Annotated in this window: 24 protein-coding genes; 12 read left to right on the top strand and 12 right to left on the bottom strand. The window is 45.1% G+C overall.

Translation table 11 applies throughout. From position 1 onward, the window contains the following. Positions 1 to 177 precede the first annotated feature (177 nt). From hscA to EWM62_RS06285, 3 genes are all read left to right on the top strand, one after another. Positions 178 to 2,034, top strand: coding sequence for a Fe-S protein assembly chaperone HscA (hscA, locus tag EWM62_RS06295; RefSeq protein ID WP_129875803.1), 1,857 nt, complete (start codon positions 178 to 180; stop codon positions 2,032 to 2,034). A gap of 126 nt (positions 2,035 to 2,160) precedes the next feature. Continuing rightward, on the top strand, positions 2,161 to 2,742 hold the full coding sequence (locus tag EWM62_RS06290; protein ID WP_129875802.1) for a Crp/Fnr family transcriptional regulator: 582 nt from the start codon (positions 2,161 to 2,163) through the stop codon (positions 2,740 to 2,742). A 66-nt stretch (positions 2,743 to 2,808) separates the two neighbouring features. After that, entirely contained in the window at positions 2,809 to 3,831 is a 1,023-nt protein-coding gene (locus EWM62_RS06285; RefSeq protein ID WP_129875801.1) for an alpha/beta hydrolase family protein, read from the top strand. A gap of 423 nt (positions 3,832 to 4,254) precedes the next feature. Here the strand turns inward: EWM62_RS06285 and EWM62_RS06280 are convergent, their stop codons facing one another. Then, positions 4,255 to 4,545 (bottom strand): hypothetical protein, encoded by a 291-nt coding sequence (locus EWM62_RS06280; RefSeq protein WP_129875800.1) that lies wholly within the window; start codon positions 4,543 to 4,545, stop codon positions 4,255 to 4,257. A gap of 90 nt (positions 4,546 to 4,635) precedes the next feature. Between EWM62_RS06280 and EWM62_RS06275 the strand changes: the two genes are divergently transcribed. Then, positions 4,636 to 5,781: a tetratricopeptide repeat protein gene (locus EWM62_RS06275; protein WP_129875799.1), complete on the top strand. Its 1,146-nt coding sequence runs from the start codon at positions 4,636 to 4,638 to the stop codon at positions 5,779 to 5,781. Between the two features lie 167 nt (positions 5,782 to 5,948). Here the strand turns inward: EWM62_RS06275 and EWM62_RS06270 are convergent, their stop codons facing one another. The 3 genes from EWM62_RS06270 to EWM62_RS06260 form a co-directional block, all read right to left on the bottom strand. Then, on the bottom strand, positions 5,949 to 6,536 hold the full coding sequence (locus EWM62_RS06270; RefSeq protein ID WP_129875798.1) for a riboflavin synthase: 588 nt from the start codon (positions 6,534 to 6,536) through the stop codon (positions 5,949 to 5,951). 103 nt (positions 6,537 to 6,639) lie between these two features. Further along, positions 6,640 to 7,383 (bottom strand): hypothetical protein, encoded by a 744-nt coding sequence (locus tag EWM62_RS06265; RefSeq protein ID WP_129875797.1) that lies wholly within the window; start codon positions 7,381 to 7,383, stop codon positions 6,640 to 6,642. A 155-nt stretch (positions 7,384 to 7,538) separates the two neighbouring features. Beyond that, positions 7,539 to 8,036 (bottom strand): SRPBCC family protein, encoded by a 498-nt coding sequence (locus tag EWM62_RS06260; RefSeq protein ID WP_162499790.1) that lies wholly within the window; start codon positions 8,034 to 8,036, stop codon positions 7,539 to 7,541. 85 nt (positions 8,037 to 8,121) lie between these two features. On the opposite strand from EWM62_RS06260, the gene EWM62_RS06255 reads away from it, so the two are divergent. Further along, a complete protein-coding gene (locus EWM62_RS06255; protein ID WP_129875795.1) occupies positions 8,122 to 8,577 on the top strand; it encodes an NUDIX domain-containing protein in 456 nt (151 codons plus the stop codon). Positions 8,578 to 8,643: 66 nt separating this feature from the next. Here EWM62_RS06255 and accC read toward each other — a convergent pair whose 3' ends face one another. Continuing rightward, positions 8,644 to 10,128: an acetyl-CoA carboxylase biotin carboxylase subunit gene (gene accC, locus EWM62_RS06250; protein WP_129875794.1), complete on the bottom strand. Its 1,485-nt coding sequence runs from the start codon at positions 10,126 to 10,128 to the stop codon at positions 8,644 to 8,646. Positions 10,129 to 10,463: 335 nt separating this feature from the next. Between accC and EWM62_RS06245 the strand changes: the two genes are divergently transcribed. Beyond that, positions 10,464 to 10,745 (top strand): hypothetical protein, encoded by a 282-nt coding sequence (locus tag EWM62_RS06245; RefSeq protein WP_129875793.1) that lies wholly within the window; start codon positions 10,464 to 10,466, stop codon positions 10,743 to 10,745. 236 nt (positions 10,746 to 10,981) lie between these two features. On the opposite strand, the gene EWM62_RS06240 is transcribed toward EWM62_RS06245, so the two are convergent. Both EWM62_RS06240 and EWM62_RS06235 read right to left on the bottom strand, forming a co-directional pair. After that, complete coding sequence (locus EWM62_RS06240; RefSeq protein ID WP_129875792.1) at positions 10,982 to 11,476, bottom strand: NADH-quinone oxidoreductase subunit B; 495 nt, start codon at positions 11,474 to 11,476, stop codon at positions 10,982 to 10,984. After that, the gene (locus EWM62_RS06235; protein ID WP_129875791.1) at positions 11,466 to 12,077 is read right to left on the bottom strand and encodes an NADH-quinone oxidoreductase subunit A; all 612 of its coding nucleotides are present in this window, start codon (positions 12,075 to 12,077) and stop codon (positions 11,466 to 11,468) included. The genes EWM62_RS06240 and EWM62_RS06235 overlap by 11 nt, the downstream gene beginning before the upstream one ends. Between EWM62_RS06235 and EWM62_RS06230 the strand changes: the two genes are divergently transcribed. Then, positions 12,076 to 13,290 (top strand): BaiN/RdsA family NAD(P)/FAD-dependent oxidoreductase, encoded by a 1,215-nt coding sequence (locus tag EWM62_RS06230; RefSeq protein ID WP_129875790.1) that lies wholly within the window; start codon positions 12,076 to 12,078, stop codon positions 13,288 to 13,290. The two genes, EWM62_RS06235 and EWM62_RS06230, sit on opposite strands and share 2 nt — an antisense overlap. A 551-nt stretch (positions 13,291 to 13,841) precedes the next feature. Here the strand turns inward: EWM62_RS06230 and EWM62_RS06225 are convergent. Together EWM62_RS06225 and EWM62_RS06220 are read right to left on the bottom strand one after the other, a co-directional pair. Beyond that, positions 13,842 to 14,342: a c-type cytochrome gene (locus EWM62_RS06225; RefSeq protein ID WP_129875789.1), complete on the bottom strand. Its 501-nt coding sequence runs from the start codon at positions 14,340 to 14,342 to the stop codon at positions 13,842 to 13,844. Positions 14,343 to 14,423: 81 nt separating this feature from the next. Beyond that, positions 14,424 to 15,269 (bottom strand): SDR family oxidoreductase, encoded by an 846-nt coding sequence (locus EWM62_RS06220; RefSeq protein ID WP_129875788.1) that lies wholly within the window; start codon positions 15,267 to 15,269, stop codon positions 14,424 to 14,426. A gap of 217 nt (positions 15,270 to 15,486) precedes the next feature. On the opposite strand from EWM62_RS06220, the gene EWM62_RS06215 reads away from it, so the two are divergent. Beyond that, complete coding sequence (locus EWM62_RS06215) at positions 15,487 to 15,849, top strand: BlaI/MecI/CopY family transcriptional regulator (protein ID WP_129875787.1); 363 nt, start codon at positions 15,487 to 15,489, stop codon at positions 15,847 to 15,849. A 4-nt stretch (positions 15,850 to 15,853) separates the two neighbouring features. Next, the gene (locus tag EWM62_RS06210) at positions 15,854 to 17,731 is read left to right on the top strand and encodes a M56 family metallopeptidase (protein WP_129875786.1); all 1,878 of its coding nucleotides are present in this window, start codon (positions 15,854 to 15,856) and stop codon (positions 17,729 to 17,731) included. Between the two features lie 185 nt (positions 17,732 to 17,916). On the opposite strand, the gene EWM62_RS06205 is transcribed toward EWM62_RS06210, so the two are convergent. Then, positions 17,917 to 19,002, bottom strand: coding sequence for a DNA topoisomerase IB (locus EWM62_RS06205; protein ID WP_129875785.1), 1,086 nt, complete (start codon positions 19,000 to 19,002; stop codon positions 17,917 to 17,919). A 113-nt stretch (positions 19,003 to 19,115) separates the two neighbouring features. After that, the gene (locus tag EWM62_RS06200; RefSeq protein ID WP_317127796.1) at positions 19,116 to 20,129 is read right to left on the bottom strand and encodes a threonine aldolase family protein; all 1,014 of its coding nucleotides are present in this window, start codon (positions 20,127 to 20,129) and stop codon (positions 19,116 to 19,118) included. Positions 20,130 to 20,172: 43 nt separating this feature from the next. Between EWM62_RS06200 and EWM62_RS06195 the strand changes: the two genes are divergently transcribed. From EWM62_RS06195 to EWM62_RS06185, 3 genes are read left to right on the top strand one after another with little or no spacing between them, the layout of a single operon-like run. Continuing rightward, positions 20,173 to 20,826, top strand: coding sequence for a hypothetical protein (locus EWM62_RS06195; protein WP_129875784.1), 654 nt, complete (start codon positions 20,173 to 20,175; stop codon positions 20,824 to 20,826). Between the two features lie 4 nt (positions 20,827 to 20,830). Beyond that, the gene (locus tag EWM62_RS06190) at positions 20,831 to 21,481 is read left to right on the top strand and encodes a hypothetical protein (protein WP_129875783.1); all 651 of its coding nucleotides are present in this window, start codon (positions 20,831 to 20,833) and stop codon (positions 21,479 to 21,481) included. Beyond that, positions 21,471 to 22,187 carry a hypothetical protein gene (locus EWM62_RS06185; protein WP_129875782.1) on the top strand — a complete coding sequence of 239 codons (717 nt, stop codon included), beginning with the start codon at positions 21,471 to 21,473 and terminating at the stop codon, positions 22,185 to 22,187. The genes EWM62_RS06190 and EWM62_RS06185 overlap by 11 nt, the downstream gene beginning before the upstream one ends. 3 nt (positions 22,188 to 22,190) lie before the next feature. Here the strand turns inward: EWM62_RS06185 and EWM62_RS06180 are convergent, their stop codons facing one another. Next, positions 22,191 to 24,914 (bottom strand): hypothetical protein, encoded by a 2,724-nt coding sequence (locus EWM62_RS06180; RefSeq protein WP_129875781.1) that lies wholly within the window; start codon positions 24,912 to 24,914, stop codon positions 22,191 to 22,193. Positions 24,915 to 25,076 lie beyond the last annotated feature (162 nt).

Raw genomic sequence — 25,076 nt, 5'->3', positions numbered from 1 at the left:
ATTAAAATTGTCTGAACTCGAATTAAACGAATTTGATGAATTAACAGAATATGCAACCCATTATTTCCGAAAATTCGTTAATTCTCGAAATTCGGGTTCAGACAATCGCAAATCCGAAATCCATATGACACTCCATCCCTTAAAACTAAGTACATTTGCGCTTTGTGATATATTACCATGGCTAAAGTTTCTATCAACCTGGCAACGGGTTCCATACAAAAAGAAGATATTATTGTAGGCATCGACTTGGGTACCACCAACTCGCTGGTGGCCTTCATCAACCCGGAGAAAGAGCCGCGTGTAATAAACGATGCCGGTAAGGGTGTATTGGTGCCATCGGTAGTACACTTTGGCCCTGCGGGCGATATTGCGGTGGGTAACGAAGCCAAAGAATATTTAATAACCGACCCGCAGAACACCGTGTTTTCGGTTAAGCGTTTGCTGGGCCGCTCGTATGCGGATGTAGCCAATTACCAAAATTTCTTCTCGTACAAGATCATCGACGACGACAGCGAGAACCTGGTAAAAATAAAAGTTGGCGATAAATTCTATAACCCTATCGAGCTTTCGGGCCTGATATTGAAAGAACTGAAAGAACGTGCCGAGCATGCCCTTAAAACCCCGGTTAACCGCGCTGTAATAACGGTACCGGCCTATTTTAACGATTCGCAGCGCCAGGCAACCCGCGACGCAGGTAAACTTGCCGGGCTGGATGTTTTGCGTATTGTGAACGAGCCCACTGCCGCGAGCCTTGCCTATGGCATTGGCTTAAACCCCGAGGAAACCAAAACCATTGCGGTGTATGACCTGGGCGGTGGTACGTTTGATGTGTCTATCCTGCAAATTCAGAATGGCATCTTCGAAGTGCTATCTACCAATGGTGATACTTTCCTTGGTGGTGATGATTTTGACCGCGCCATTGCCGATTACTGGATAGAAAAAAATAACATCGATAAAACCGGACTGGCCAATAACCGCGAGCTTACCCAGCAGCTTCGCCTTAAAGCCGAAGAAGCCAAAAAAGCATTCGCCCATCAAAGTATATTTAATGAGAAGATAGGCGACATCTGGTGCACTATCGACCGCAACACTTTTGAAGAACTGATATTGCCCAAAGTACAGCAAACCATTACCGCCTGCCAAAACGCGCTGAAAGATGCAAAGCTAACCACTGCCGATATTGATGAAGTAGTGATGGTTGGCGGCAGTACCCGCACGGCGCTGGTTAAGAAAATGGTGGCAGAATTTTTCGGTCGCCCGGTGCATGACGGCATTAACCCGGATGAAGTGGTTGCCCTTGGTGCCGCCATACAGGCCGATGTTTTGGCCGGTAACCGCAGCGATATTTTACTGCTTGATGTTACCCCGCTATCATTAGGTATCGAGACCATGGGCGGTTTAATGGATACCATTATCCCCCGTAACTCCAAGATCCCGACCAAAGCAGGCCGGCAATATACTACCAGCAAAGATGGCCAGGTGAACATGAAGATTGCCGTTTACCAGGGCGAGCGCGACCTGATCAGCGAGAACCGCAAACTGGCCGAGTTTGAATTAAAAGGCATCCCTGCTATGCCGGCAGGTTTCCCTAAAGTGGATATCAATTTTATCCTAAATGCCGATGGCATCCTGAAGATCCAGGCTATTGAACTACGTAGCGGTGTTAAGCAAGAGGTGGAAGTAAAACCTGCCTACGGTATTACCGATGACCTTGTTGAGCAAATGCTGATGGATAGCATCACCCACGCCAAAGACGACGTAAGCGCCCGCATGCTGATAGAAGCCAAAACCGAAGCAGAGCAAATAGTTTACGTTGTCGAGAATTTTCTTAAAAAGAACGGACAGCTGTTAAATGCTGATGAGATAACTCAAACCCACATCCAGGTAGAAGCCGTTAAAGCCGCTTTAAGCACCGGCGATAAAGACCTTATCCACGCCAAAATTGATGAACTTAATAACTTTACCCGCCCATTTGCCGAGCGTGTAATGGATGTAGCCATTGCTACCGCGATGAAGGGTAAGAGTATAGAGTAGGTATTTAAAACATGTCATTGCGAGCGATAGCGTGGCAACCTCGTCGCATGTATGATGCTTATGCATAGTTACGAGATTGCCACGTCGCTACGCTCCATGCAATAACATATTTTTTATATTTGGTGTATGCCATCCACCCCCTACCAGCAGCTCAAACAATACCTCGTCAACAACATATCTGTTGATGATGAACAGTTGGCGGCCTTCTGCAAAAAATTCAGGCATAAAACCACTAAACGGAACGAGGTATTGCTACAGGCAGGCGACGTTTGCCCCTATATTTACTTTGTAAACTCGGGCTGCCTGCGGATCTATATGCTGGATGTTAACGGAAAGGAATCTACCCGTTTCCTGGTTACCGAGGGCAGGTTTGGCACGGCGTTCCCAAGTTTTAATTTGCAGGAACCTTCGCTGGCCGCTATCCAAAGCATCGAGCCGAGCGATGTGCTTTATATCAGTCATTATGATTTTAACCAACTGCTGGATACCTTCCCCGGCTGGGAACATTTGTACCGCATAGGTTTGGAAAAGGATTATATCGCATCCATTAAACGCATCGAAAGCCTGATAACCATGGATGCCAGGCAGCGTTACCAGTTGCTGATGGAAACCAACCCCGCCCTGATACAAAAGCTACCCTCCAAGATCATAGCCGACTACCTGGGCGTTTCGCAGGAAACCCTGAGCCGGCTGAAATCAAAAAAGTAAATTATTGACAAATGTCAATAAGCGGCTGCTTTTAAATACCTTGCTTTGCATATCAATTAAAAAACAATGCGAGTAAAACATATCCTTTTCCTGTTATTCATGCTGCCGGCATCGGCATTTGCCCAAACACTTATCGGCGAGCAAACCTTTCGTTATAACGACACCGCCCGCAAGCGCCCGCTGATTACCGAGGTTTGGTACCCAACTGCTGATAACAGCAAGGCACCCACGTTAAAGGAAGGTTTCCCGTTCATTGTAGAGCCATCCGTACGGAACGCTGCCTTACCCGCGCAGAAGCATCCGCTCATCATGATTTCGCACGGTACCGGCGGCGGGCGCTTAACCATGGAATGGCTGGCCGATATATTGGTTAAGCAGGGTTTTATTGTTGCAGCGGTAGATCATTGGGGCAACACACACGATAATAAAATAGCCATTGAGTTTGTAACGCCATGGCAGCGCGCGCAGGACATCAGCTTTGTGCTTACGCAATTGCTTAATAACCCCGACCTGGATAAGGTGATCGACAGGCAGCGCATTGGCGCGGCAGGTTTTTCTATCGGCGGTTTTACCGTTATTGCTTTGGCAGGCGCTAAGCTGGACCTGCATGCCGCTGATGAATTTTCAAAAACGCCGCAAGGCATTAAGGAAATGACCATCCCCGAGTTCCCCAACCTGGTAAATACAATAGACGAAAACGCGATCGAAGCTTCGTTCAAAAAAAGCCCGCCGCTAAAGGATAAGCGGATAAAGGCGGTGTTCAGCATGTGCCCCGCAGTTGGGCAGGGATTTGTTAAGCAAAGCCAGTTTAAGGATGTTGATATTCCCCTGTTTATTGTGGGTGCGCAAAGCGACAGTATCGCGCCCGTTAAAACCAATGCGGCGCATTTTCATAAACTGATGCCTAAATCAAAGCTGTACGTAGTCCCCGGCAAAGCAGCCCACTATGTTTTCCTGAACGAAGCCATCCCCGAAATAAAGAAAACCGGTGGCCCCATATTTAACGACGATGCAAGTGTAGACCGCCGCGCGGTGCACCAGCAGGTTGGGGATATGGCTGTTAAGTTTTTTAAGGAGAGTTTGAAGTAAATAATTTAATTCCCTCCCAAGGGAGGGCAGGGAGAGGTTAATGAATAGGCAAAGCGCTTAAACCCCGGCGCACCCTTCAAGCTACCATGTAACCATATCTTCCGACATAGGTATTTCCTATGACCCGTAGGGCCTACCGCTTTGTAGCCAATGGAAGGAAATAATTTTGCTCCGTAGGAGCTACCCTTTATCAGTTTTTTTGGCGAAAACCAATCTAATCTGGCTTTCTGTCGGGTTAATGGGTAGCCGCTATGCGGCACAAACCGCATTTATACAATTTTCTACAAAGCGGTTGACCCTATGGGTCATTACTTTATAATTTTAAAACTTGTGGGTACACGGTAACTCCCCAGGGAGGGAATTAAAATCTAATCCAACAAAAAAGCCCCTATCCGGGGCTTTTTCTTATTCAATATTGTAGCGTTACAATTTGTCTATTTCTTCCTGCTCTTTCAAAGCCGAGATATTGTTTTTATTGCTATACTCGTCGGTTTGGTTTGCAAAGTCTTCCAGTATGCTGGCAATGGTATCCAGGTTATCGGCAATACGCTGATGCATATCAGGCAGGTCCTTTTCTATTCGTTTGTTACCAAGGTCGATATTGTCTACTTCAATTTTAGCAATTTTCTGTATCAAAGCCTGGTTACTGTTTTTTAAATCTTCTAATTCATGGACAATTTTTTCCATCAATTCAAATTTCCTTATCTTATCCATAGGTATCTTATTTTGTATGATGGTATAACCATAACAGTGCCAAATTGTTTAAAATTTGGAAATATCATTTATAACTAATAATTTAGTTATATGAAATCTACCTTGATATTTATAGCTGCCTGCCTTCTTTCTGCAAGTGTATTTGCTCAGCAAACACCGGTTGATGATGCTTTACTGTTAGATTATTACCAAACCCAACGCTTTGCCGAGGCATCCGACTACCTGAAAAAAGCATACACCGAGCCTATAACAAGCGCAAAAGCTTTAGGGCAGCTGGCATACACCTCGAACATGGCGGGCCACCTGTCCGATGCCGAAGGTTATTACCAGCGCATATATGATATCGATTCGACAAATACGGCTGTGCTGTATAGCCTGGGCAGCCTTAACCTGCGCCGCGGGAATAACCTAAAGGCAGAAGTTTATTACAAGCGCATTATCGCCCGCGATACCACCAATTTTATGGCTTACAAACAGCTTGCAACCATCAGTCATGATAAAAACGACCTTACCTCCTACATCGGTTACCTGCAAAGGGCCAATAAGCTTAATCCGGCCGAGCCCGACGTAGCAGCCGACCTGAGCGATATTTATGTGAGCATGAAGTTTAACGGGCAGGCCGAGAAGGTTTTGAGCGGGGCACTAACCGCCGACCCCGAGAATGTTGTATTGTTAAACAGCCTGATGAAACTGCAATACGCCCAAAAGAAATGGCTGGAAACCATCAGCACCTGCCTTAAACTGGTAGGTTTTGGCAGCCAGTCGGGCCTGGTGCTTACCAAACTTGGCGTTGCTTATTACAACATAAAAAATTACGAATGCAGTTTAGCTGCGTTTATGGATATGGATGAGAACGCCCGCAACGAAACCAGTTACTATTACACGGCATTAGCTTATAAGGCATTAAAAGATCAGCCCATGGCTATCTTCTACCTGCAAAAGGCCATTACTGAAGGGATCTCGCCAAACATAGCGTCGTACTATGGCGAAATAGCCGACAGCAACGAAAAACAGTCCAGGTATAAAAAAGCCATATCGGCCTACCAAAAAAGCATGCAGTTTGATGAAACGCCAATGATATACTATTCGCTGGCAAACGTTTATGACACCAACTTAAAGGACAAGAAAAGCGCGGTTAAGTATTACAAAAAATACCTGGCCGGCAAGCCACCCGTTAATAAACAGAAGAGTTTTATCGATTACTCGAAAAGCAGGGTTGCTGCGTTGAGCAGGTAGGCGTTAACTATTCAACTTGTCATCTCGAACGAGGTACGAGGAGAAATCTTATACGAGCAGCAAGTAATAAATATGCGTATCCGAATAGCATAGCGTATAAGATTTTCTCCTTACGCCAACGCTCAATCCAGGCCCGGGTTCGTTCGAAATGACAGGGTTATTAATAATTAGGACCTGTTCATCAGCCTTGCCACGTACTTGCCAATAATATCAAACTCCAGGTTTACCACTGTGTCTTCGCGCACATTGTGCAGGTTGGTATGTTCGTAGGTATAAGGGATTATAGCAACCGAAAAATAATTCGGCCCCGAGTTTACCACGGTAAGGCTGATGCCGTTCACACAGATCGACCCTTTCTCTACCGTAACATTACCTAAGGATGCATCATATTCAAAAGTATATTCCCAGCTGCCGTCAAGTTGCTTAAATTTGGTGCAGGTGGCGGTTTGGTCAACATGGCCTTGAACGATGTGGCCATCCAGCCGGGCATTCATTTGCATGCAGCGTTCCAGGTTTACAGGTTCGCCTGGTTGAAGGTAGCCAATGCTGGTTTTGTTCAGGGTTTCTTCAATGGCGGTTACAGTATGAGTATCACCGCTTAAAGCAATTACGGTTAGGCAAACGCCGTTATGCGCTACCGATTGATCGATCTTCAACTCGCTAACAATAGCAGATTCCACGGTAATGTGCAGGTTGCCCTGTTCGTGGCGCAAACCGGTTACCTTCCCTAAGGTTTCAATAATTCCTGTAAACATATGGCAAAAGTACAGTTTTTTGAGGGTGCCGCGTGTTATTGTAACATCATAAAAAAAGCGGTTAACCTTCGTTAACCGCTTTTTAAATTTCTGTGTAGTAATATTATAGTATCTCGATATCAAATACTTTACCGTCAAAAGCTACTTTAGCTTTGTGGTTGCCTAAAAATGTTATGGTACCATTGTAGCTAAAGTTTCTTCCCGCGTTTGTACCATTTGATGAAAAAGTTGCAGTACCTGCGGTGATATCAAATGGCCTTGATGATGCATCAATGGTTAAACCGCTTAATGCATAGCTGTTGTGTTGCTCCATGTACTCGCCATCTTTTTTAGTAGTAAACTTATAAACCGATACCTGGTTACCATCAACCTGCATTTTTGCAAACCCGGGCAGTAAAGCTTTAAGTGTGTAATACTCGTCAACGCTATTGTCGTAAGTAGAATACGGACTAAAGCCGGTATTTACATACGAACCTGCGTAAGTATAACCGTTTGGCTGCGTTCCATCACAGCTAACAACATATTTGTTTGTACCTATCATTACATCTTTTACGCTATCACCTTTGGTGTAAACATTATTGTATGGCACTTCAATAAGTTCGCCGCAAGTCAGGTCGTTAACCTTTTTACCGTTACGTACGCCGGTAGTAGTTGGTAAACCTGTAGTGGTTTGGCTTGCAATTGTGTTACCAATTGATTTATAAAAATTAGTGGCTATTTGGGTAGCTATCGCTAAACTATTGTCTTTTGTAGTGGTGGTTTTATTATCTTTTTGGCAAGATGAATAAGACAATACTGCGGTTGCTAATAAAGCTATAACAGCTATCGATCTGAATTTTGTGATCATGGTTATGGTAATTAGGGGTTATTTATCCTACCCAAAAGTACTTCATTTATAACTATTTACAAATATTTTTTTCAATTACCTGGAAAGAAAATTTACATTTAAGAAATACGAAAACCATAGCTGTTTAAGTTATTTTTGGGTAAAAATATTGCGCTTTACTTAAAACAGCTATTCAATTCCACCCTTTTATTTCGCAGGTCCTTACCACCCTCCATAACCGATTTGAGGTTGGCGAGGTAAAAGGTCCATCCTATCTGGCATTGTACCAGCAGGTTTTTGGCAGGGTCGTTTTCCTGTGGGATGTCTGTTTGCTCCAGGTCGATAATAGTTAATCCATTTCGGGTAGAGAACGAAACCGTCACGATACTACCACCGGTAAAGCTAAACTTTAAAAGATCCTGCCCGTTGGCTTCCAGTATCCTGCCTTTTTCAAATATATCGTTGTGGTGGCCATGCCAGTACCAGGTATAGGTGTCCTCTTTGGCAATCTGTTCGTCGTTGGCACGAAGGCGCTGCGGCACGGTGTAAAAATCCGCTTTGCGCAGAAACCATTTCTCCAGCCCGGCAGGTGTGCTCCAGGCCAGGTACAGGCTGCGCAGATCAACATTATAATCGCCACACAGCTTAAATTTTTTCCAGCGGGTATCTTCCATAGCTATAAAGTTTAATGCAGAATGTTGTTGCATAAAACTAACCATAATACTTTGTGTTTTGCTATTTTGCCATCAAAACAATTATATGCCAAAACAAAGCGCGGGGATACTATTATACAGGTTAACAGATGGTTTATTACAGGTTTTTTTGGTACATCCCGGCGGGCCGTTTTTTGTTAAAAAGGATGATGGTGCATGGTCCATCCCGAAAGGTGAATATATTGAAGGAGAAGAACCACTTGCCGCCGCACAACGCGAGTTTGAAGAAGAAACGGGACAAACCATTACCGGCAACTTCATCAAACTACAACCGGTAAAGCAAAAAAGCGGCAAAACCGTACATGCCTGGGCTGTTGAAGGCGACATAAATCACGAGAAGATAGTAAGTAACCTTTTTGAGATGGAGTGGCCGCCCAGATCAGGCAAACGAGCCAGCTTCCCCGAAATTGACCGTGCAAGCTGGTTTAGTATTGATGAAGCCAAAGTAAAGATAATATCGGGGCAGGTTGGATTGATAGTGGAGTTGGAGGGGTTGGTGTAAACCGGGATTTAGCGGATTAATAAGATTTATTGGATTTTCAATAAAGTCTCCCCTACCGGGGGAGATTTAGAGGGGGCTTTTCCTATTCCTAACCCAATTACTCTCTTCTACTCCTGCACTTTCGGCAAAAGCTACCTTTTTAGCGCTCAATAGCTTCTCCATAATCAGGGTCGCTATAAGCGCCTCGGTTTCGTTACCGGTTTGCAGGCTTTTGGGGGTGAAATATTTTTTAACGAAGTGCGTATCAAATTTGCCGGATGTAAAAGCCTCGTGCTGCATCACAAATTTGCCGAATGGTAAGGTTGTGGTGATACCGGTGATGATATACTCGTCAATAGCGCGGATCATCCGTTCAATGGCTTCGGTGCGATCTTTACCGTAGGTGATGAGCTTGGCTATCATCGGGTCGTAATAAATAGGGATCTCCATGCCTTGTTCAAAACCATCATCAACCCTTACGCCGGGGCCTTTTGGGGTAACATAGGTTTGCAGGGTACCGATATCAGGTAAAAAGTTATTATCGGGATCTTCGGCATAAACGCGCAGTTCCATGGCATGGCCTTGTATTTCCAGGTCTGTTTGTTTAAAGCTGATGGCTTCGCCGCGGGCAATGCGGATCTGTTCTTTCACCAGGTCGATACCGGTGATCAGTTCGGTAACGGGGTGTTCCACCTGTAAGCGGGTATTCATCTCCAGGAAAAAGAAATCCAGCTTCTCATCCATAATAAACTCAACCGTACCTGCGCCGGTATAATTAACCGATCGTGCCACATCAACAGCGCACTTGCCCATCGCCTCGCGAATTTCGGGCGTAAGTACCGAAGATGGCGCCTCTTCCACCACCTTTTGATGACGGCGCTGCACCGAGCAGTCCCGCTCAAAAAGGTGCACAATGTTGCCATGCGTATCACCCAGTACCTGGATCTCGATATGCCGTGGCGACGATACATAACGTTCTATAAACACCGCGCCATCACCAAAAGCGGAGATAGCCTCGGATACGGCCAGGCCCATTTGTTCTTCAAAACCTTCGGGAGTATCTACTATGCGCATGCCCTTACCGCCACCACCGGCAGCGGCCTTTATCAGGATGGGGAAGCCTACTTCAACCGCGCGCAGTTTTGCTTCGCTTACATCGGTGATGGCTTCTTCGGTGCCGGGCACCATGGGGATATTATATTTTAACGCTGCTGCTTTGGCAGATAGTTTGTTACCCATCACTTCCATTGCCTCGGGCGATGGGCCGATTAATATCAACCCCGCCTCGCGCACTTGCCTTGCAAATGCAGCGTTCTCGCTCAAAAATCCATAACCGGGATGAATACCTTCGGCACCGGTTTGTTTACAGGCGGCAATTATTTTATCGCCAACAAGGTAGGATTGACTGGAGGGCGCCTCGCCGATAAATACGGCTTCGTCGGCATAACGTACATGAAGCGCGTTGCGGTCGGCTTCAGAATAAACAGCAACAGTTTTGATCCCCATTTCGCGGGCCGAACGCATTACACGTAAAGCGATCTCGCCACGGTTTGCTACCAGTATTTTTTGCATAGGTAACAAATGTAGCAGATTAACTGTAGAAAAGAAATGCCATTTAAAACACCTTAAAAAGAGCACAAATGTTCACGTTCACGTTTTCACAAGCAGGCTTTTTTTTACAAAATGTTAATAATCAGATAATTAAATTGAAAACTACTGACAATATAGTGCCACCATGTTGTTCATTTAAAAGTTTATAGAGGTAAAAGCATCGCGCACAATATAACCATGTCATTGCGAACGATAGCGTGGCAATGACCTCTTTAAATAGTGCTTCGTTAGGAATGGTAGTTTTAGATTGTGAAGCCTGTGGATGTTCATTTTTTCGTATTGTGTTAGTTTTTGCTTTGGCACTTAAGAGGGCTACGCCGTTCTTTTTTGTCGCAAAAAAGAAACGAACCAAAGAAAAAACACGCGGCTGTACCGCGTCGCTATTAAAGGGTGTGCTAAAGCAACGCCAGTACTATCCGCAACGCGCTAAGGCCGCATCAGGAGGGTTAACGTTCCGTTCATCAGGCTCTTGCCTGAACCATAATTTCTTGTTTAATAAAAGCGTTGGCCCAAACGTCAAAGCGGGCGGGCCGGTCCAAAGGACTCCTTCGGAGGATATGGCGGGAATGGCGGTTTAGCGTCGAAGTCCGCGCATGCGGCGAGAAAGCGTTAAGAACCGGCAGGGCGGGCGGAAGCGTCGCTTTGACTTGGCCTTTTCTTTTGGTTCGTTTTCTTTGCGGCTAAGGCAAAGAAAATGAACATCCACAGGCTTCACAATCTAAAACTACCATTCCTAACAAAGCACTAATCGACAACTTTTCTATTGGAGATTGCCATGCTATCGCTCGCGATACGCGCGGAGGAAAGCTCACTTTTAAACCTCCTGCTCCCCCGCAACAATATGCTCCTTCTCTATCTTCTTTTGCAGTTCTAAAATAGAGCCTATCAGTGCTTCGGGGCGGGGCGGGCAGCCTTGTACGTAAACATCAACCGGGATAACCCTGTCAACACCTTTTACCACGTGGTAGCCGTGCTGCCAGTACGGGCCGCCGCAGTTGCTGCACGAGCCCATTGATATCACATATTTAGGGTCGGGCATTTGCTCGTACAGGCGCTTAATGCGCTCGGCCATTTTAAAGGTAACCGTACCGGCTATGATGATCACATCCGCCTGCCGGGCCGAAGGTCGTGGAAACACCCCAAACCTATCCAAATCGTAAGTAGAAGCCATTGCCCCCATCATTTCTATCGCGCAGCAGGCAATACCAAAACTTAAGGGCCATAACGATGATAGCCTTGCCCAGTTCAGCAGGTCGTCCATCTTGGTGATCACTATTCCACCGCTTTCGTTGGTCAGGTCAGGCGTCATTAGCTGGTTTTTTAAAGGATGGTTTAAACATAGGCTTCCTTATCTCAGTAGCGGTAGAAGAAGTGGCAGTGGCGGTTGCAGTTGCAGGTTGGGCTATCTCTAAGCTAAATTCTTTTACTTTAAAGTTGCCTTGTTGGGCGTTCAGGTCGTCATATAAACTTTGCGGGATGCGGGCGTCTGTTTGGGGCAGGGTTACGTTTGGTTTTATCCAGTCGAGGTCGCCTTTGCGCCATACGTAGGCCAGTCCCAGTATCAGTATCCCTAAAAAGATGAACATTTCCGTAAGCGAAATCCATCCCCAGCGGGCATCGGTAGCCAGTATCTCGCGGTTGCCAAACACCGTAGCCCAGGGGAACACAAACACCATCTCTACATCAAACAGCAAGAAAACCAAAGCGATTACATAAAAGCGCGAATTGAATGGCAGCCAGGCGTTGCCGGTTGGTTCTTCGCCGCATTCGTAGGTGGTTAGCTTTTCGTAATTAGGGTTACGGGGCGCCAATAAGCGGTTCACAAAAAATAAACCGCCGATAAACACGATACCCGTAATTAAAAAGATAAGTATCTTTCCAAATTCTGATATTTGCGCAACATCATCCATGACAGCAAATTTAACAAAACAATCAACTTTTGACGCTATAATTATTGGCGGCGGCGCCTGCGGACTTATGTGCGCGGTGCAAGCCGGCTTTTTAGGCAAGCGCACGTTGGTATTGGAGAAGAACGACCGTGTTGGCGCCAAGATCCTGATCAGCGGCGGCGGCAGGTGCAATTACACCAACCTGTACACCACCCACAAGCAATTTATCTCGCAGAACGAACATTTTAGCCGCTCGGCATTAGCGCAGTGGACCGTTGATGATACCGTTAACTTTTTTGAGACCTACGGCATTGAAGGCAAGGAAAAAACACTTGGGCAGCTTTTCCCGGTGAGCGACAAGGCTAAAGATGTGGTAAATGTTTTTACAAACCTGTGTAATGATCTGGGCCAGGAGATCTGGTGCGATACCGAGGTTATATGTGTTGAGCAGGTTGAAAATGGCTTTAATATCACCATTACAAGGAACGATAAACAGCAAATACTTTTCGCGCCGAAAGTGGTTATCGCCAGCGGTGGCCTGCCTATCCAAAAAATGGGCGCTACCGATTTTGGCCTGCGCGTAGCCCGTAAATTTGAGATAGTCGTTACCGAAACCTCCCCTGCCCTGGTGCCGCTTACCATAACCGGTAAGGATCAGCCCTGGTACGAGCAACTATCCGGCAACAGTATCTTTTGCCGGGTGTGGAACGATAGGGCAAGTTTTGAAGAGAACATCCTGTTTACCCATTGGGGATTAAGCGGCCCGGCCATTTTGCAGATCTCATCGTACTGGAGGCCCGGCGAGCATATCTACATCGACCTGCTGCCAGGTAAGGATATCATAGAACTGATATTACAGGAACGCGAGCAGAACGGTAAGAAAATGCTGCTGGCCTATCTTTCCAACTTATTCACTCGCAAATTTGCCGAGGCTTTGGTAGATTATATCCCTGCCGATAAAAACCTGGCATCGTTAACAAAAACGGAACTGGAGGACATTAGCATTTTACTACACGAATTTAAAGTAAAACCCGCCGGTACCAAAGGTTACGACAAAGCCGAGGTTATGACAGGCGGCGTAGACACGAACGAGCTTTCCTCCAAAACCCTCGAAAGCAAAAAAGTACCCGGCCTGTTCTTTGGCGGCGAATGTGTGGATGTTACCGGCTGGCTGGGTGGCTACAACTTTCAGTGGGCATGGGCAAGTGGTTTTGTAATAGCACAGAATTTATAGATACCTAATAACCCCTTGTCATCCTGAGCGAGAGCGAAGGATCTATTAGCGAACTGTGCAATGGCCTGTAAGCATATCGGCTATTAGATGCTTCACTACGTTCAGCATGACAATTGGGATAATATCATAGTTCCGTCCTCGCAGGGTCTTAGGAACGAGACCCTGCGCCCGCATGCAAGGCAACGCAGGGTCCACGATGTGAGACCCTGCGGCGACAAAAGTTCTCTTTGTCATCCTGAGCGAGAGCGAAGGATCTATTGGCGAACTGTGCAATCGCCTATAAGCATGTCGGCTATCAGATGCTTCACTACGTTCAGCATGACAAAGTGAAATAGCCGATTGTAATTTCGAACGAGGTACGAGGAGAAACTATCTCTTGAGCGACAGCGAAAAATCTTATACGAGCAGTAAGTTAGCAACATGCATGGCGTATAAGATTTCTCGTCGCCCCATTTCACAGGCCACCCCATGCTCGCTCGAATGACATGGAGGGTAAAGTAAAAGGCCACAAAGTAAAAATCTTTGTGGCCTTTTAATTTTGGTTGAGCAAATTACGGTTTGGTTTCGGGTGCCGGCTGCTGGCCTTCGGGCGGTTTGTTACCATTTGGGGCAGTACGCGGCGGGCGGGGCAACTCAGAAGCCTTTACCACTTCGGGGTGCTGCACGCCACGGTGGCAGCTGTAGCAATTAACATTGCTTTCTACAACCATATTGGTGCTATCCTTTTTAGAGTGAAAATATTTTTTGTTGATGGCCTGGGTCATTTTGTACATATCGCGGGCCATTTCCTTTTCGGGTTTGGCATCGTTGGCCCAATCCATTTTTTTGGTATCCTCGTTACGTACATGGCAAAAGCTGCAATGCGCGCCTAAAGCGTGCTCCCACTCTTCCATTACTTTGTGCAGTTCTTTGTCCGAAATATCTTTTGGTAAAACCTTAAGGTTAGTAAACTTTTTATCATCATCGGCCGGGGCTGCAGCCGGCGACATGGCCATAAATACCACTACGGATAGCAGCGCCATTGTTGCCAGTAATTTTTTATTGATCCTCATTTATTGGTTGTGTGTTTAAACTTCTAAACTAAAGCAAATTATTAATAATAGCAATCAAGTCGAATTTTTTTTACGAATAAGTTAGGCCAGGAATGGTTCAATAAGTTCCATACTTAATTCCCACAGCCTGTCGCGGCCAACCTCGTTGGTTGCCGCTGCCGATGTGCCTGCCGGGTGCCTGTTTTTAAAATACTTACCGCTTTTGGTATCTATACGCGCGGCCGATGCCAGGTAAACGCTGGTAAGCGCCCCTGTTTCTGCCGATATCATAAACGGCCGGGCCAGCCACATCAATGTTTTACCAAAGCCTGTAAGGCCGGCGCCAAAACCGGTGTTAACCATACCGGGGTGCAGCGCAAAGGCGCTGATGCCCTTTGGCCCGTACTTTAATGCCAGCGAACGGGTAAAATATATATTAAACAATTTAGCGGTGCCATAAGCCTTCCATGACGAGTAGGGCCGTTTAACCCATTGCAGATCGTTAAAGTTTGGTTTGGCCATACGGTGCGCCTCCGAGCTTATGTTGATAATACGTGCCTGCCCTTTCTCTAATATGGGCAAAAGGCTTTGCACTAATAAAAAATGCCCCAGGTGGTTTACAGCAAAGGTCATTTCAAAACCATCCTTACTTTCCAGGCGCTCGTCAAAAATACCGCCGGCGTTGTTTATCAATACATTAATACCCAGCAGGCTGCTCTTTAATATACCGGCCGCATTACGCACGCTTTCCAGGTCGGCCAGGTCGCAGTGCACAACATAAATGTTTCTGTTTTTTGTAGCGGTTGCAATTTCCTGTTTAAGCGCTTCGCCCCTTTCGGTATCGCGTACCAGCAGGTAAATGGCATGGTCTTTTTTAGCCAGTGCCATGGCAGTTTCTTTACCTATACCGGATGTTGCACCGGTTATAACTGTGGTTGTGATAGGCATAGTGAGTAATTAATTATTTTTTTCGGTACCCAAAACTAATATAATTTAGCCAAAAGCAAAGCTGTATTGCCCCAAGTAACTGATTCATAAAACGATATGTACTGCTAAATCGTATTATAAAAGCCGGTAGTTGCCAAATATATTTTTTGTTAAAATTTGTTAAACAATTTGTATTATTACGAAATAGTCGTATGTTTACGAAATAATCGTAGATAGCATGGAGAAATTATCACAACAAGAGGAAGAAGCGATGCAGGCCGTTTGGCAGGCAGGTACCGGTTTTATTAAGGATTTTTTGGACCAGATGAACGACCCTAAACCGCCTTACACTACTCTTGCATCCACCATAAAGAACCTGGAACGCAAAGGTTTTGTAAACGGCGAAAAGCTTGGTAACTCGTACCGCTACACCCCGGCCATAGCCGAAGAGGAATACAAAAAACGCTTTATGAGCGGCTTTGTAAGCGACTATTTTAAAAACTCGTACAAAGACCTGGTTACCTTTTTCGCTAACGAGAAAAAAATAAGCGCTACCGAGTTAAAAGAGATCCTTAACCTGATAGAAAAACCTAAATTATAATACAATGCCAGCCTTATTTGTATTTTTATTTAAAGTAAATATTGCACTGCTGCTGTTTTGCGCGGGCTACTACCTGGTGCTACGCCACCTAACCTTTTACACGCTTAACAGGGCGTATTTAATGGTTGCCATACTTTTTGCTACCCTTTATCCTAAAATAGACCTGAGCGATTTTGCACTGCGCCACGAAACCCTGGCCAAACCTGTACAAACCGTTGTATTAAACTGGCAGGCGCCCGCGCAATCGTTTATAAAGCCGTTAACCCAGCCCAACTACTGGCAATGGGCAACCGTGATATTTTGGGCCGGGGCTATATTTTTGGCATTCAGGTTACTGATGCAGCTGTTCTCGCTGTTCCAGTTGTACCGCAGGTCGCAGCCGGCGCGCATCCACAACCATGACGTAAGGCTTATCGAGGGCGAGGCCGCGCCTTTTTCGTTCTGGAGGAGCATCTACGTAAACCCCAATAACCACACCCCTGCCGACCTGAAAGCTATACTGCTGCACGAACAGGTGCACGTAAACGGCTGGCATACCATTGATATTTTGCTGGCCGAATTAAGCAGCATATTCTACTGGTTTAACCCCGGTATATGGCTGATGAAAAAGGCCGTGCGCGAAAACATCGAGTTTATAACCGACCGCAAGATCCTTAACAAAGGCTTCGACAGTAAAACTTACCAATACAGCCTGGTGAACGTAAGCTTTAACGCTACCACGCCCGGTATTGTAAACCATTTTAATATTTCAATCATAAAAAAACGCATAATCATGATGAACGCAAAAAGATCTTCGAGGTTTACACTTACGCGTTATGCGTTTGTAGTGCCTGCCGTTATTGCCCTGCTGCTGGTGTTTACACTATCAAAGGCCGATGTTGCCAAACCGATAACACATAAAATTGCGGTTGCTATTAAACCCGTTACCCTTGCCATTAAAGAAGCTGCTAAAACCGCTATGGCCATTACCGATACCGTACCCGTTAAAAAAACAAAACCGGCCGTTGCCGCAAAAAAAGTGGATGGCGATACCATTAGGTTTAACCAGGTATTTGCCTTTAGTAAAGCTGATACCGGTAAAGTGCAGAAGTTTTATATCAGCACATCATCAAACAGCGACATAGATTCGATGAATGTGGTATTGAACGGCAAAAAGATCAGCAACACCAAATTCTCGCAAATAGCCCCGTCAAACATATTAAGCGTTAATATTATAAGCGCCGATAAAATAAAAACCTTACTTGGCGCCAACCCCGAGTACACTTTTAATAACAACCGCCATGTTGTTTTTATTACCACAAAAGATTCGAAAGAAGGAAATGAACTTGCCGAAAAGCTTGGCATAAATCGCCAGGTAACCAACATACGTATAGCTGGTGGTACAAACGATATTAAAGCATTAAGCGGTACAGCCACCCTGCTCCCTTCATTATCTGGTGTACGCGGCACCGTAAGCAATTTAACCGTTGTTAACGGCGATAAATTAGCGTTAAACGAAGACAGGCTGAACGAAGTTGTTGTGCAGGGTTATGGTACCAATACCTTAAAGTTTGATACCGCTGTGGTTGTAAAAGGCTATGGAACGGCTAACGGAAAACAAGTTTATGTACGCGAAGTACCCTCAAAACGCTATGCTGTAGCGGGTAACAACGTAACCTTTTCGCCCAGTGTAACTACTGCCTTAAGGCTTAACACAATGGAGCGCATATCTGATAAACTGATAGTAATTGACGGTAAAGTGGCCAGCGAAAGCGAGATGAAAAAGCTATCGGCTTTTGATATAGACCGGATAAGCACCAGTACAAGCGCTGATACTGTGAAGAAATATGGTGATAAAGCTAAGTACGGAGTAGTATATATCTATACCAAAAAAGGAAAATAATCAGATCAGTTAATAGTTAACCACTAAGGTTGATTGGGGCAAGCCCGATCGACCTTTTTTGGTGGAAAGGAAACCACTCCGTTATTGCGAAGAGCGATAGCGGCGTGGCAATCTTCGATAGAAAAGGCGGCGACAAGTAGGTCGAAAATTGCTACGCTACGCTCGCAATTACGCCCGGTATTTATTCAACTCGCTTCCGCCAGTTTCTCGTTCTCTAAAATATCCAGCAGGGCCTTTTCGGCGATATTTAACTCTGCCGATTTTACGTCCTTATCCTCATCAAGCGCCGAGATGTATTTAAAGATGGTGCCCTCCTCGTAGCTTTTTATTACGGTGGGGTGTACATAGTATTTTTTGCAAACGGTACGGGTATTACCCAGGCTTATGGCTACTTCGTCCAGCACGCTTACTATTTTCTTTTTACATTCAGATACCGTGTTAAACTCCCCCTGCTGTTTAAAAGCATAAAGGGCGCTTACGCTGCCCGCCCAGGTGCGGAAGTCTTTGGCGGTAAAATCCTCGCCGGTAATTTCTTTCAGGTACGTGTTGATATCGCCCGAGCCTATGGTGCAACGGGTGTTATCATCATTGTAGTATTGAAACAGCTCTTTCCCCGGTATATCGCGGCATTGCTTAACCAGTTTGGCCAGCTTTTTACTTTGCAGGGCAACCTTGTGCATCACCCCCTTTTTGCCCTTAAATTGAAAATTGAGTTTATTTCCCTCAATTTTCACATGTTTATCCATCAAGGTGGTTAAACCGAACGAGCCATATAATTTTTTGTAAGATTCGTTCCCTACGCGGATACTGGTCAGTTCCATCAGGCGCACCACAAGGGCCACTACCTTTTCGTGGTCGAGCTTATGACGGGCAAGGTCGTGGTCAACCTGTTTGCGTATGGCCGGCAGGTGCGCCGCAAAAGTTTGCAGCCGGTGATATTTTGATTGATTGCGGATCTGGTTCCAGTGTGCATGATACCGGTATTGCTTGCGCCCAGCGGCATCGGTGCCGGTGAACTGCAGGTGGCCATTATCATACGGCGAGATCCATACATTGGTATAAGCCGGTGGTATCACCAGTTTATTGAACCGCTCTACCAGTTCCTTATCCTTAACCGTTTTGCCGTCGGCGTCAAGGTATGTCCACCCCTTGCCGGATCTTTTACGGGTGTAACCGGGCACTGAGTCTGCCGCATAGTGAAGCCCAACTGCCTTAGCAGTTATTTTGGGGTCGCGGCCAATTTTTTCAAGTTTTTTTTCGAGGCGGGTCATGTGTAGGATACAACATGCGTTTAAGTCGAAAGTTTTAATGCCCCCTCTAAATCTCCCCCGATAGGGGAGACTTTATTTTAAAGCCCTCCCTTTCGGGGAGGGTTTGGGTGGGGCTACATACTTTTCAACACATCCACCACATACTCTACCCCTTCGGCATGTACATCCAAATGTGTTACAAAACGGATGCGGTGGGTATCGGTGCTGTTGGCTTTAATGCCTTTGGCGGTAAGTTTAGCCAATATGGCTTCGGCAGGTTCGGTGGTATCAAATAAAACGATATTGGTTTCTACAGGTACCACGGTGGTAACCAAGGGGCATTTAGCCAGTTCTTCGCCCAGGATACGCGCGTGGGCATGGTCTATCTTCAACCTTTCTACATGATGGTCTAAAGCATAGATGCCCGCGGCAGTCAGGAAACCCGCTTGCCGCATGCCACCACCCAATACTTTACGGATACGGCGGGCATACTTTATAGTGGCTTTATCAGCCAGCAGAACAGAGCCTACCGGCGCCCCCAGGCCTTTTGATAAACAAACCGAAATACCATCGAAATACTTGCCGTAATCCGCAGCACTGTCGCCTGTATGGGCAAGGGCGTTAAAAATGCGGGCACCATCCAGGTGCAATTTCAGGCCGCGCTGTTTACACAGTTGGGCAATTGGTTTTATATGTTCAAGGGTGTAGCAGCTTCCGCCGCCCTTGTTCACCGTATTTTCCAGCACTACTAAACTGGTGTGCGGGTAATGGATATTTTCTTCGTTGATCTCGGGCGCTATCATTTCGGCAGTAAGGATGCCGCGGTAGCCATTCAATAAGCGGGTTGATACCCCCGAATTAAACGCGATGCCACCACCCTCGTAACGATAAACGTGCGCGGTTTGGTCGGCGATCAGTTCATCAAGGGGCTGGGTGAAACACTTGATGGCTATCTGGTTGGTCATGGTGCCCGACGGGCAGTAGATGGCGGCTTCCATACCAAACATCGCGGCAGCTTTTTCTTCCAGCGCGTTCACGGTTTCGTCCTCGCCAAAAACATCATCGCCAACTTTGGCGCTCCACATGGCTTCGAGCATGCCGGGGGTTGGTTTTGTTACGGTATCGCTGCGCAGATCTACAGTTATCATGTCAAAAAATATTTTATATTTGGTTTCAAATCTAAACCATTTTATGAAGAAAATTTTACTCTTGCTTTGTATTTTAAGTGTTGCACTTTCATCTAAAGCGCAATTATTTGGCAAGCATTACGATGAAGGCTACTATTACGATTCGGTTGGCGTAAAACATACGGGGCTGATCTCGTGGTCGCCGCCGGCAAAATCTATTTTTGGTAACAAGGGGGATAACATATTTTTTAAAACCGACAAAAAGGCTGAGAAAATCAAACTAAAAAATATCGAACTAAGATCATTCTCCATCAAAAATGATAGCGCCCGGATGGATAGCTTTGTGGTAGCTACAAATAAAGATTTTGAGAAGGCACCTTTCTTACAAGTTTTGTTGGATAATAACGTTAAGATATACGGCTTTACTATGCTGTCATCAAGCGGTGGGGGCATGATGATGGGTGCGGGTGGTAATATGGTAATGACGCCCTCCTTTTCGAGCAGCGATACCAAATATTATTATGGCAGCGACCCGGACCATACCACGCGCCTTGATAAAAAGAATTTTATCGAGGTGATGAGCAAGGCACTTGCCAGCAAACCATATGTGGTAAAACGGGTACAGGATAAAACATTTAAAATAAGTAAATTGAACGAATTGTTATATTTCTATCGTACTGATAATTACCCTCAATCGATGCAGTCCCGTAATAATTAATTCCATGCGTAAAATAATATTCATAATCCTCATCCTGGCCGGCTCATTACCAGCCGATGCCCAGGGCCCCAGCCGCAAATGGTTCGAGGGCAGGGTTTACCATACCAGCGGCGAGATCTTCGACGGGCTGGTATCATGGGCGCCACCCCGCAAAGGCGAATACGAAGATGGCGACATGGTGCTATACCGCGCCGATGAACGATCGGAAGTGTTCCCTATCCCCTATTACAAGGTCAAGTCGTTTATCATGGGCGACGACAGCATCACGGTATCGCACAACGTGCTGTTTAAAAACAGCCCGTTTATGACGGTGTTGCTGGATAACCCCACCAAACTGTACACCAATAAAGTAATGAAGAACGGCATCCCGCTGATGATAAATACGGGCGGCTTTACAGGCGGCTTTGGGATGGGTGTTGGCGTGGGCACCTCAGTTGGCGGCGGTGTTAAAAAAACATATTATTATGGCAGCAGCCCCGATAATGTAACAAAATTAGAGAAGAAGCAGTTTATCGAAGTAATGAGCACGCTGTTGGCCGATAAACCCGAAGTGGTGGCTAAAATTAAAGATAAAACTTTCCGTTATGGTGATATAGAGGACCTGTTAACTTTTTACAGAACAGGCCAAATGCCAAAAAGATCGTATGATTACTAATTATAAAAAACATCTCAAATATCTTGGTTCGGCAGCGCTTATGGTTTTGTGTATGCTGGTAACAAGCAGTACGGCGAATGCTCAAAAATGGCTTCCAGGTTATTTTATTGATGTTAAGGGCGTTAAAACCGATGGCTTTATCCACCCCAACCCCGGTGGCAGAGGACCTATAAAAGATGAAGGCTTTATTGAATTTAAGGACGAGGAAAAATCGACACCATACTACCTCAGCACCAGCGACCTGCAATCGTTTGTGGCGGGTAAGGACAGCTTTGTGGTGGCACATGCCCCCGGCAACGAAACCTGGGCCAAAAAGGAGTTTGATTTTGTGCGCGTGGCTGTAAACGAGGAAATAAAAATTTATGCTACCCGCGGCGCAGGCAGTGGCGGCGGTGGCAAAAAGGTACAGGTATCGCCATCAATGGGTATTGGCACAGGCACCTATGGCACATCGTACGGCGGCGGCGTGGGCATAAACATTGGCGGCGGCGGTGGTGGCAGCAACAACACCAAACTAAGTTATTATTACGGCAGTAATACCGCTAAGATGCAGCACCTTACCCACGAAAACTTTACCGATATTATGAGCGAAGTGATGGCCGATGAACCCGAAGTAGTTGAGCAGATCCGCAACGACCGCTACAGCCTGGGCAGTATCGAAAAGCTGATCGCTTATTTTTATAAGGTAAAGGCATCACATCAATAATAACTAATGTTTAAAATTCATTAATGGCAGGTCGAACACCAGCCCTGCGTATATTGCTGATAGCGACCTAAACGTTTTTGGGGCGGCAGGCACATCCGGGTCGCCTAATTTACGCAGGTTGGGCAGGTACTGGTAAGCCACAACAAAATCAAGCGGGGTGTTTTTTATCCCCCAGTGCAGTTGTACCGAGGGCGATAAAAATTGCGAAAAATTAACTTCTTTAGGCAACCCTTCGGCCGAATCGTTACTGAAACGGTACCTTACAACCGCGCCTATATCAATAATGGTTAACGCTACCGAAAACGAATTACCCTTTAAATAAGTTACTTGTCCATCCTTTTTTATGTAGGGCTGGCCTGCCTCTTTATCAGCATAGCCCCAGCTAAATGCTACACCAATGGGTGCGGTAAGGCCGTAAGCGATCTTCGGGTGTTCAAAACTTTCGAACCCGGCTGTTAAACCCACATAGGCGTTAAGGTCTATCGAGAAACGGCTGTTACGTTTTATACGGTACGATTGTGGCGGCGACGCGTATGATGCTATAACCTTGCTCAAGTCATCGCTGTTACCGGTTACCATAACATCATTTATAAAATTGGTTGTTTTGATAAAGCCCGAGTAGCGGGTATCGTAATAATTTTGCAACCGTGCGTTATAATTTTTTGTAAAATCGGCGATGTGGTTGCTGTTATTTTCAATGAATCCTTTTCTAAAGAAATTTTGATAACCAGGTATGCCTTTAAACTTCCGGGCCACCGTAATCATCCTGTTACTATCGGCAGTTAAGGTATCTGCAACCATCTGCTTCTCGTAATCGTTCTGAAAGCGCTGAACCGAACTGAAAAATTCCTGATTGTTCGGCTCTTGAAACCACACCCTCATTTCGCGTTCTGTAAGATGTTGCTTATCGATAAAATATTTTACAAAAATGCGCCGCTGACGCGATTGTGGCTTTTCCAGGCCTTTAATTAATTCTAACACACTTTCAAGCACATGCGGATAATTTTTATCTTCAATAGCCCCGTACAATCCCGTTAGCTCCTGAAAGGTTGTATTTATTGTGTTTATATAACCCAAATATTTGTCATTCTGCTTAGCGAAAGGAGACGCAGCGTCTTTTTGTAAGATGAAGCGGTTGTTCTCCATACTGGTAAAACGCTTGAACGAATCGCCTATAAAGGTCCAATAACTGCTAACATCATGGATCTTATCTTTAAAATTTGCCGAATTGTTTTGCAAAGCAACCTGGTATTGATTGATAACAAAAAATATCCGCGACATCCATGCGCGGAAGTCGTTAATGGAAATACTATTTGCCGTACCAGTATCGTCTAACCTTAACGGGATAACTTTAAAAATTCCGTTTTCGTATTTTTGCTTTAATAAGGCCGCCAATATTTGAAATTCTTCGGCGTTCAATTGATTAAACTGTACATAATTTATCCAGTAGGTATTACTCCCTTTTACATAAAACTCGTTATTGATCATGTTAAGGAACCGGATGTAATTGCTTAAAAAATAATCATCGCTATTGTTAAGGTCCTGGGCCATATATTCTATAATGTCAATAAAATTTGTGTTGTCTCTTGACATTGTTGCCAGTTGTACCGCCATTTTAAAAAACCTATAGTACTGTGTATTTGAGCCCCCAAGTGTCTGTTCGGCATATCTCTCCAGGTTTTTATCTGTAGCAAGTTTATCGGGTATGGTTATCAGGTCGGCTGCAAACGCATGGCGCCATGACTGGCCAAAATTTGGCGACTCATATGAAGAAAAATTTGAAATTAATTCGCGCGTTTTCGGAAACAGGTCCAATAGTATTGTATCAGATTTTAGCTTGTTCCGAACCAGATCGATAAAGGCGAGTGAAGCCTCGGATTTAACCCTGTTAACCAGGTAAATTGCCATAGCGTCAATTATCTCCGACTGGCTTGGCAAAGCCATAGACGCAGCGGCTTTTTGTTGCGTTGCAGCCAGGCCGGTTTGCTGTTCTGTTTCCAGTTTAGCGCTAATATTAAAAGTTTCCTTATCCTGATCGTACCTCAGATCGATATTTGTGGTTGCTTGATCCATTAACGCTTTACTGCTCGTGAAACTTTTCGTTATTTCATAGTTATAACTTTCTATGGATGAATTGATCTTAGGCATCAGGTATACCAACGTATCCTTAATTTTGCGCAGGCCGCCAATACTATCAGGCAATTTATACGCCTTTTTCAATTTGCTGTAAGCTTCGTTGACAATGTCAGAATACCGTGCGGATATCTGTGCGCTATCTGAAGACAGGTCAATACTATCTTTTACTTTTCTAAAAGATAGTATCTCTTTAGATTTTAAAAGATCTAACTCTTTAAACAGTTTTTTGATCTTGTCAACTTTTATTACGTCTTCCTTTGATAAATTCAGGCCTTTGGCATTTATATGATCTCTTATATAGGGGATACTTACTTTTTTTTCTTTTTCTGCATTGTCAGTAATAAGGTTAGTAATATAGGTACTGAATTTATATCTGTCTTTGAGGCTTTCTACAGTTTTAGCGTCCTTATCTCCCTGCACATATTTTTTTAAAATGGCGGTGATCGTGTCGACCTTCGTTCCGGATTCATCCTTTTTAAATGATAATTCCTTTTTTATCCTCACAATGGTTTTAGCATCCTGGAAGGCATTTTGAGAAAAAGCAATTGTGCCGCATAGCATGCACAGGCATATTAATGATAATTTTTTCATGATGCGATAAGATTTAGGCGGTCTGGGGTGTGCAATTCAGCTCACAACCTTTCCATTAATCTAATATACAACTGTTTATAATCATTACATACCGTGTTTTCACCTATTTTTTATCCACAAAATCTCCTTTTAACAATTTAATACACCTTGTTTAATAAGGTT

The organism is Mucilaginibacter terrigena (assembly GCF_004168255.1).
In the GTDB taxonomy this organism is placed as follows: Bacteria; Bacteroidota; Bacteroidia; order Sphingobacteriales; family Sphingobacteriaceae; genus Mucilaginibacter; species Mucilaginibacter terrigena.
This window is presented reverse-complemented; position numbering and strand designations above follow the sequence as displayed.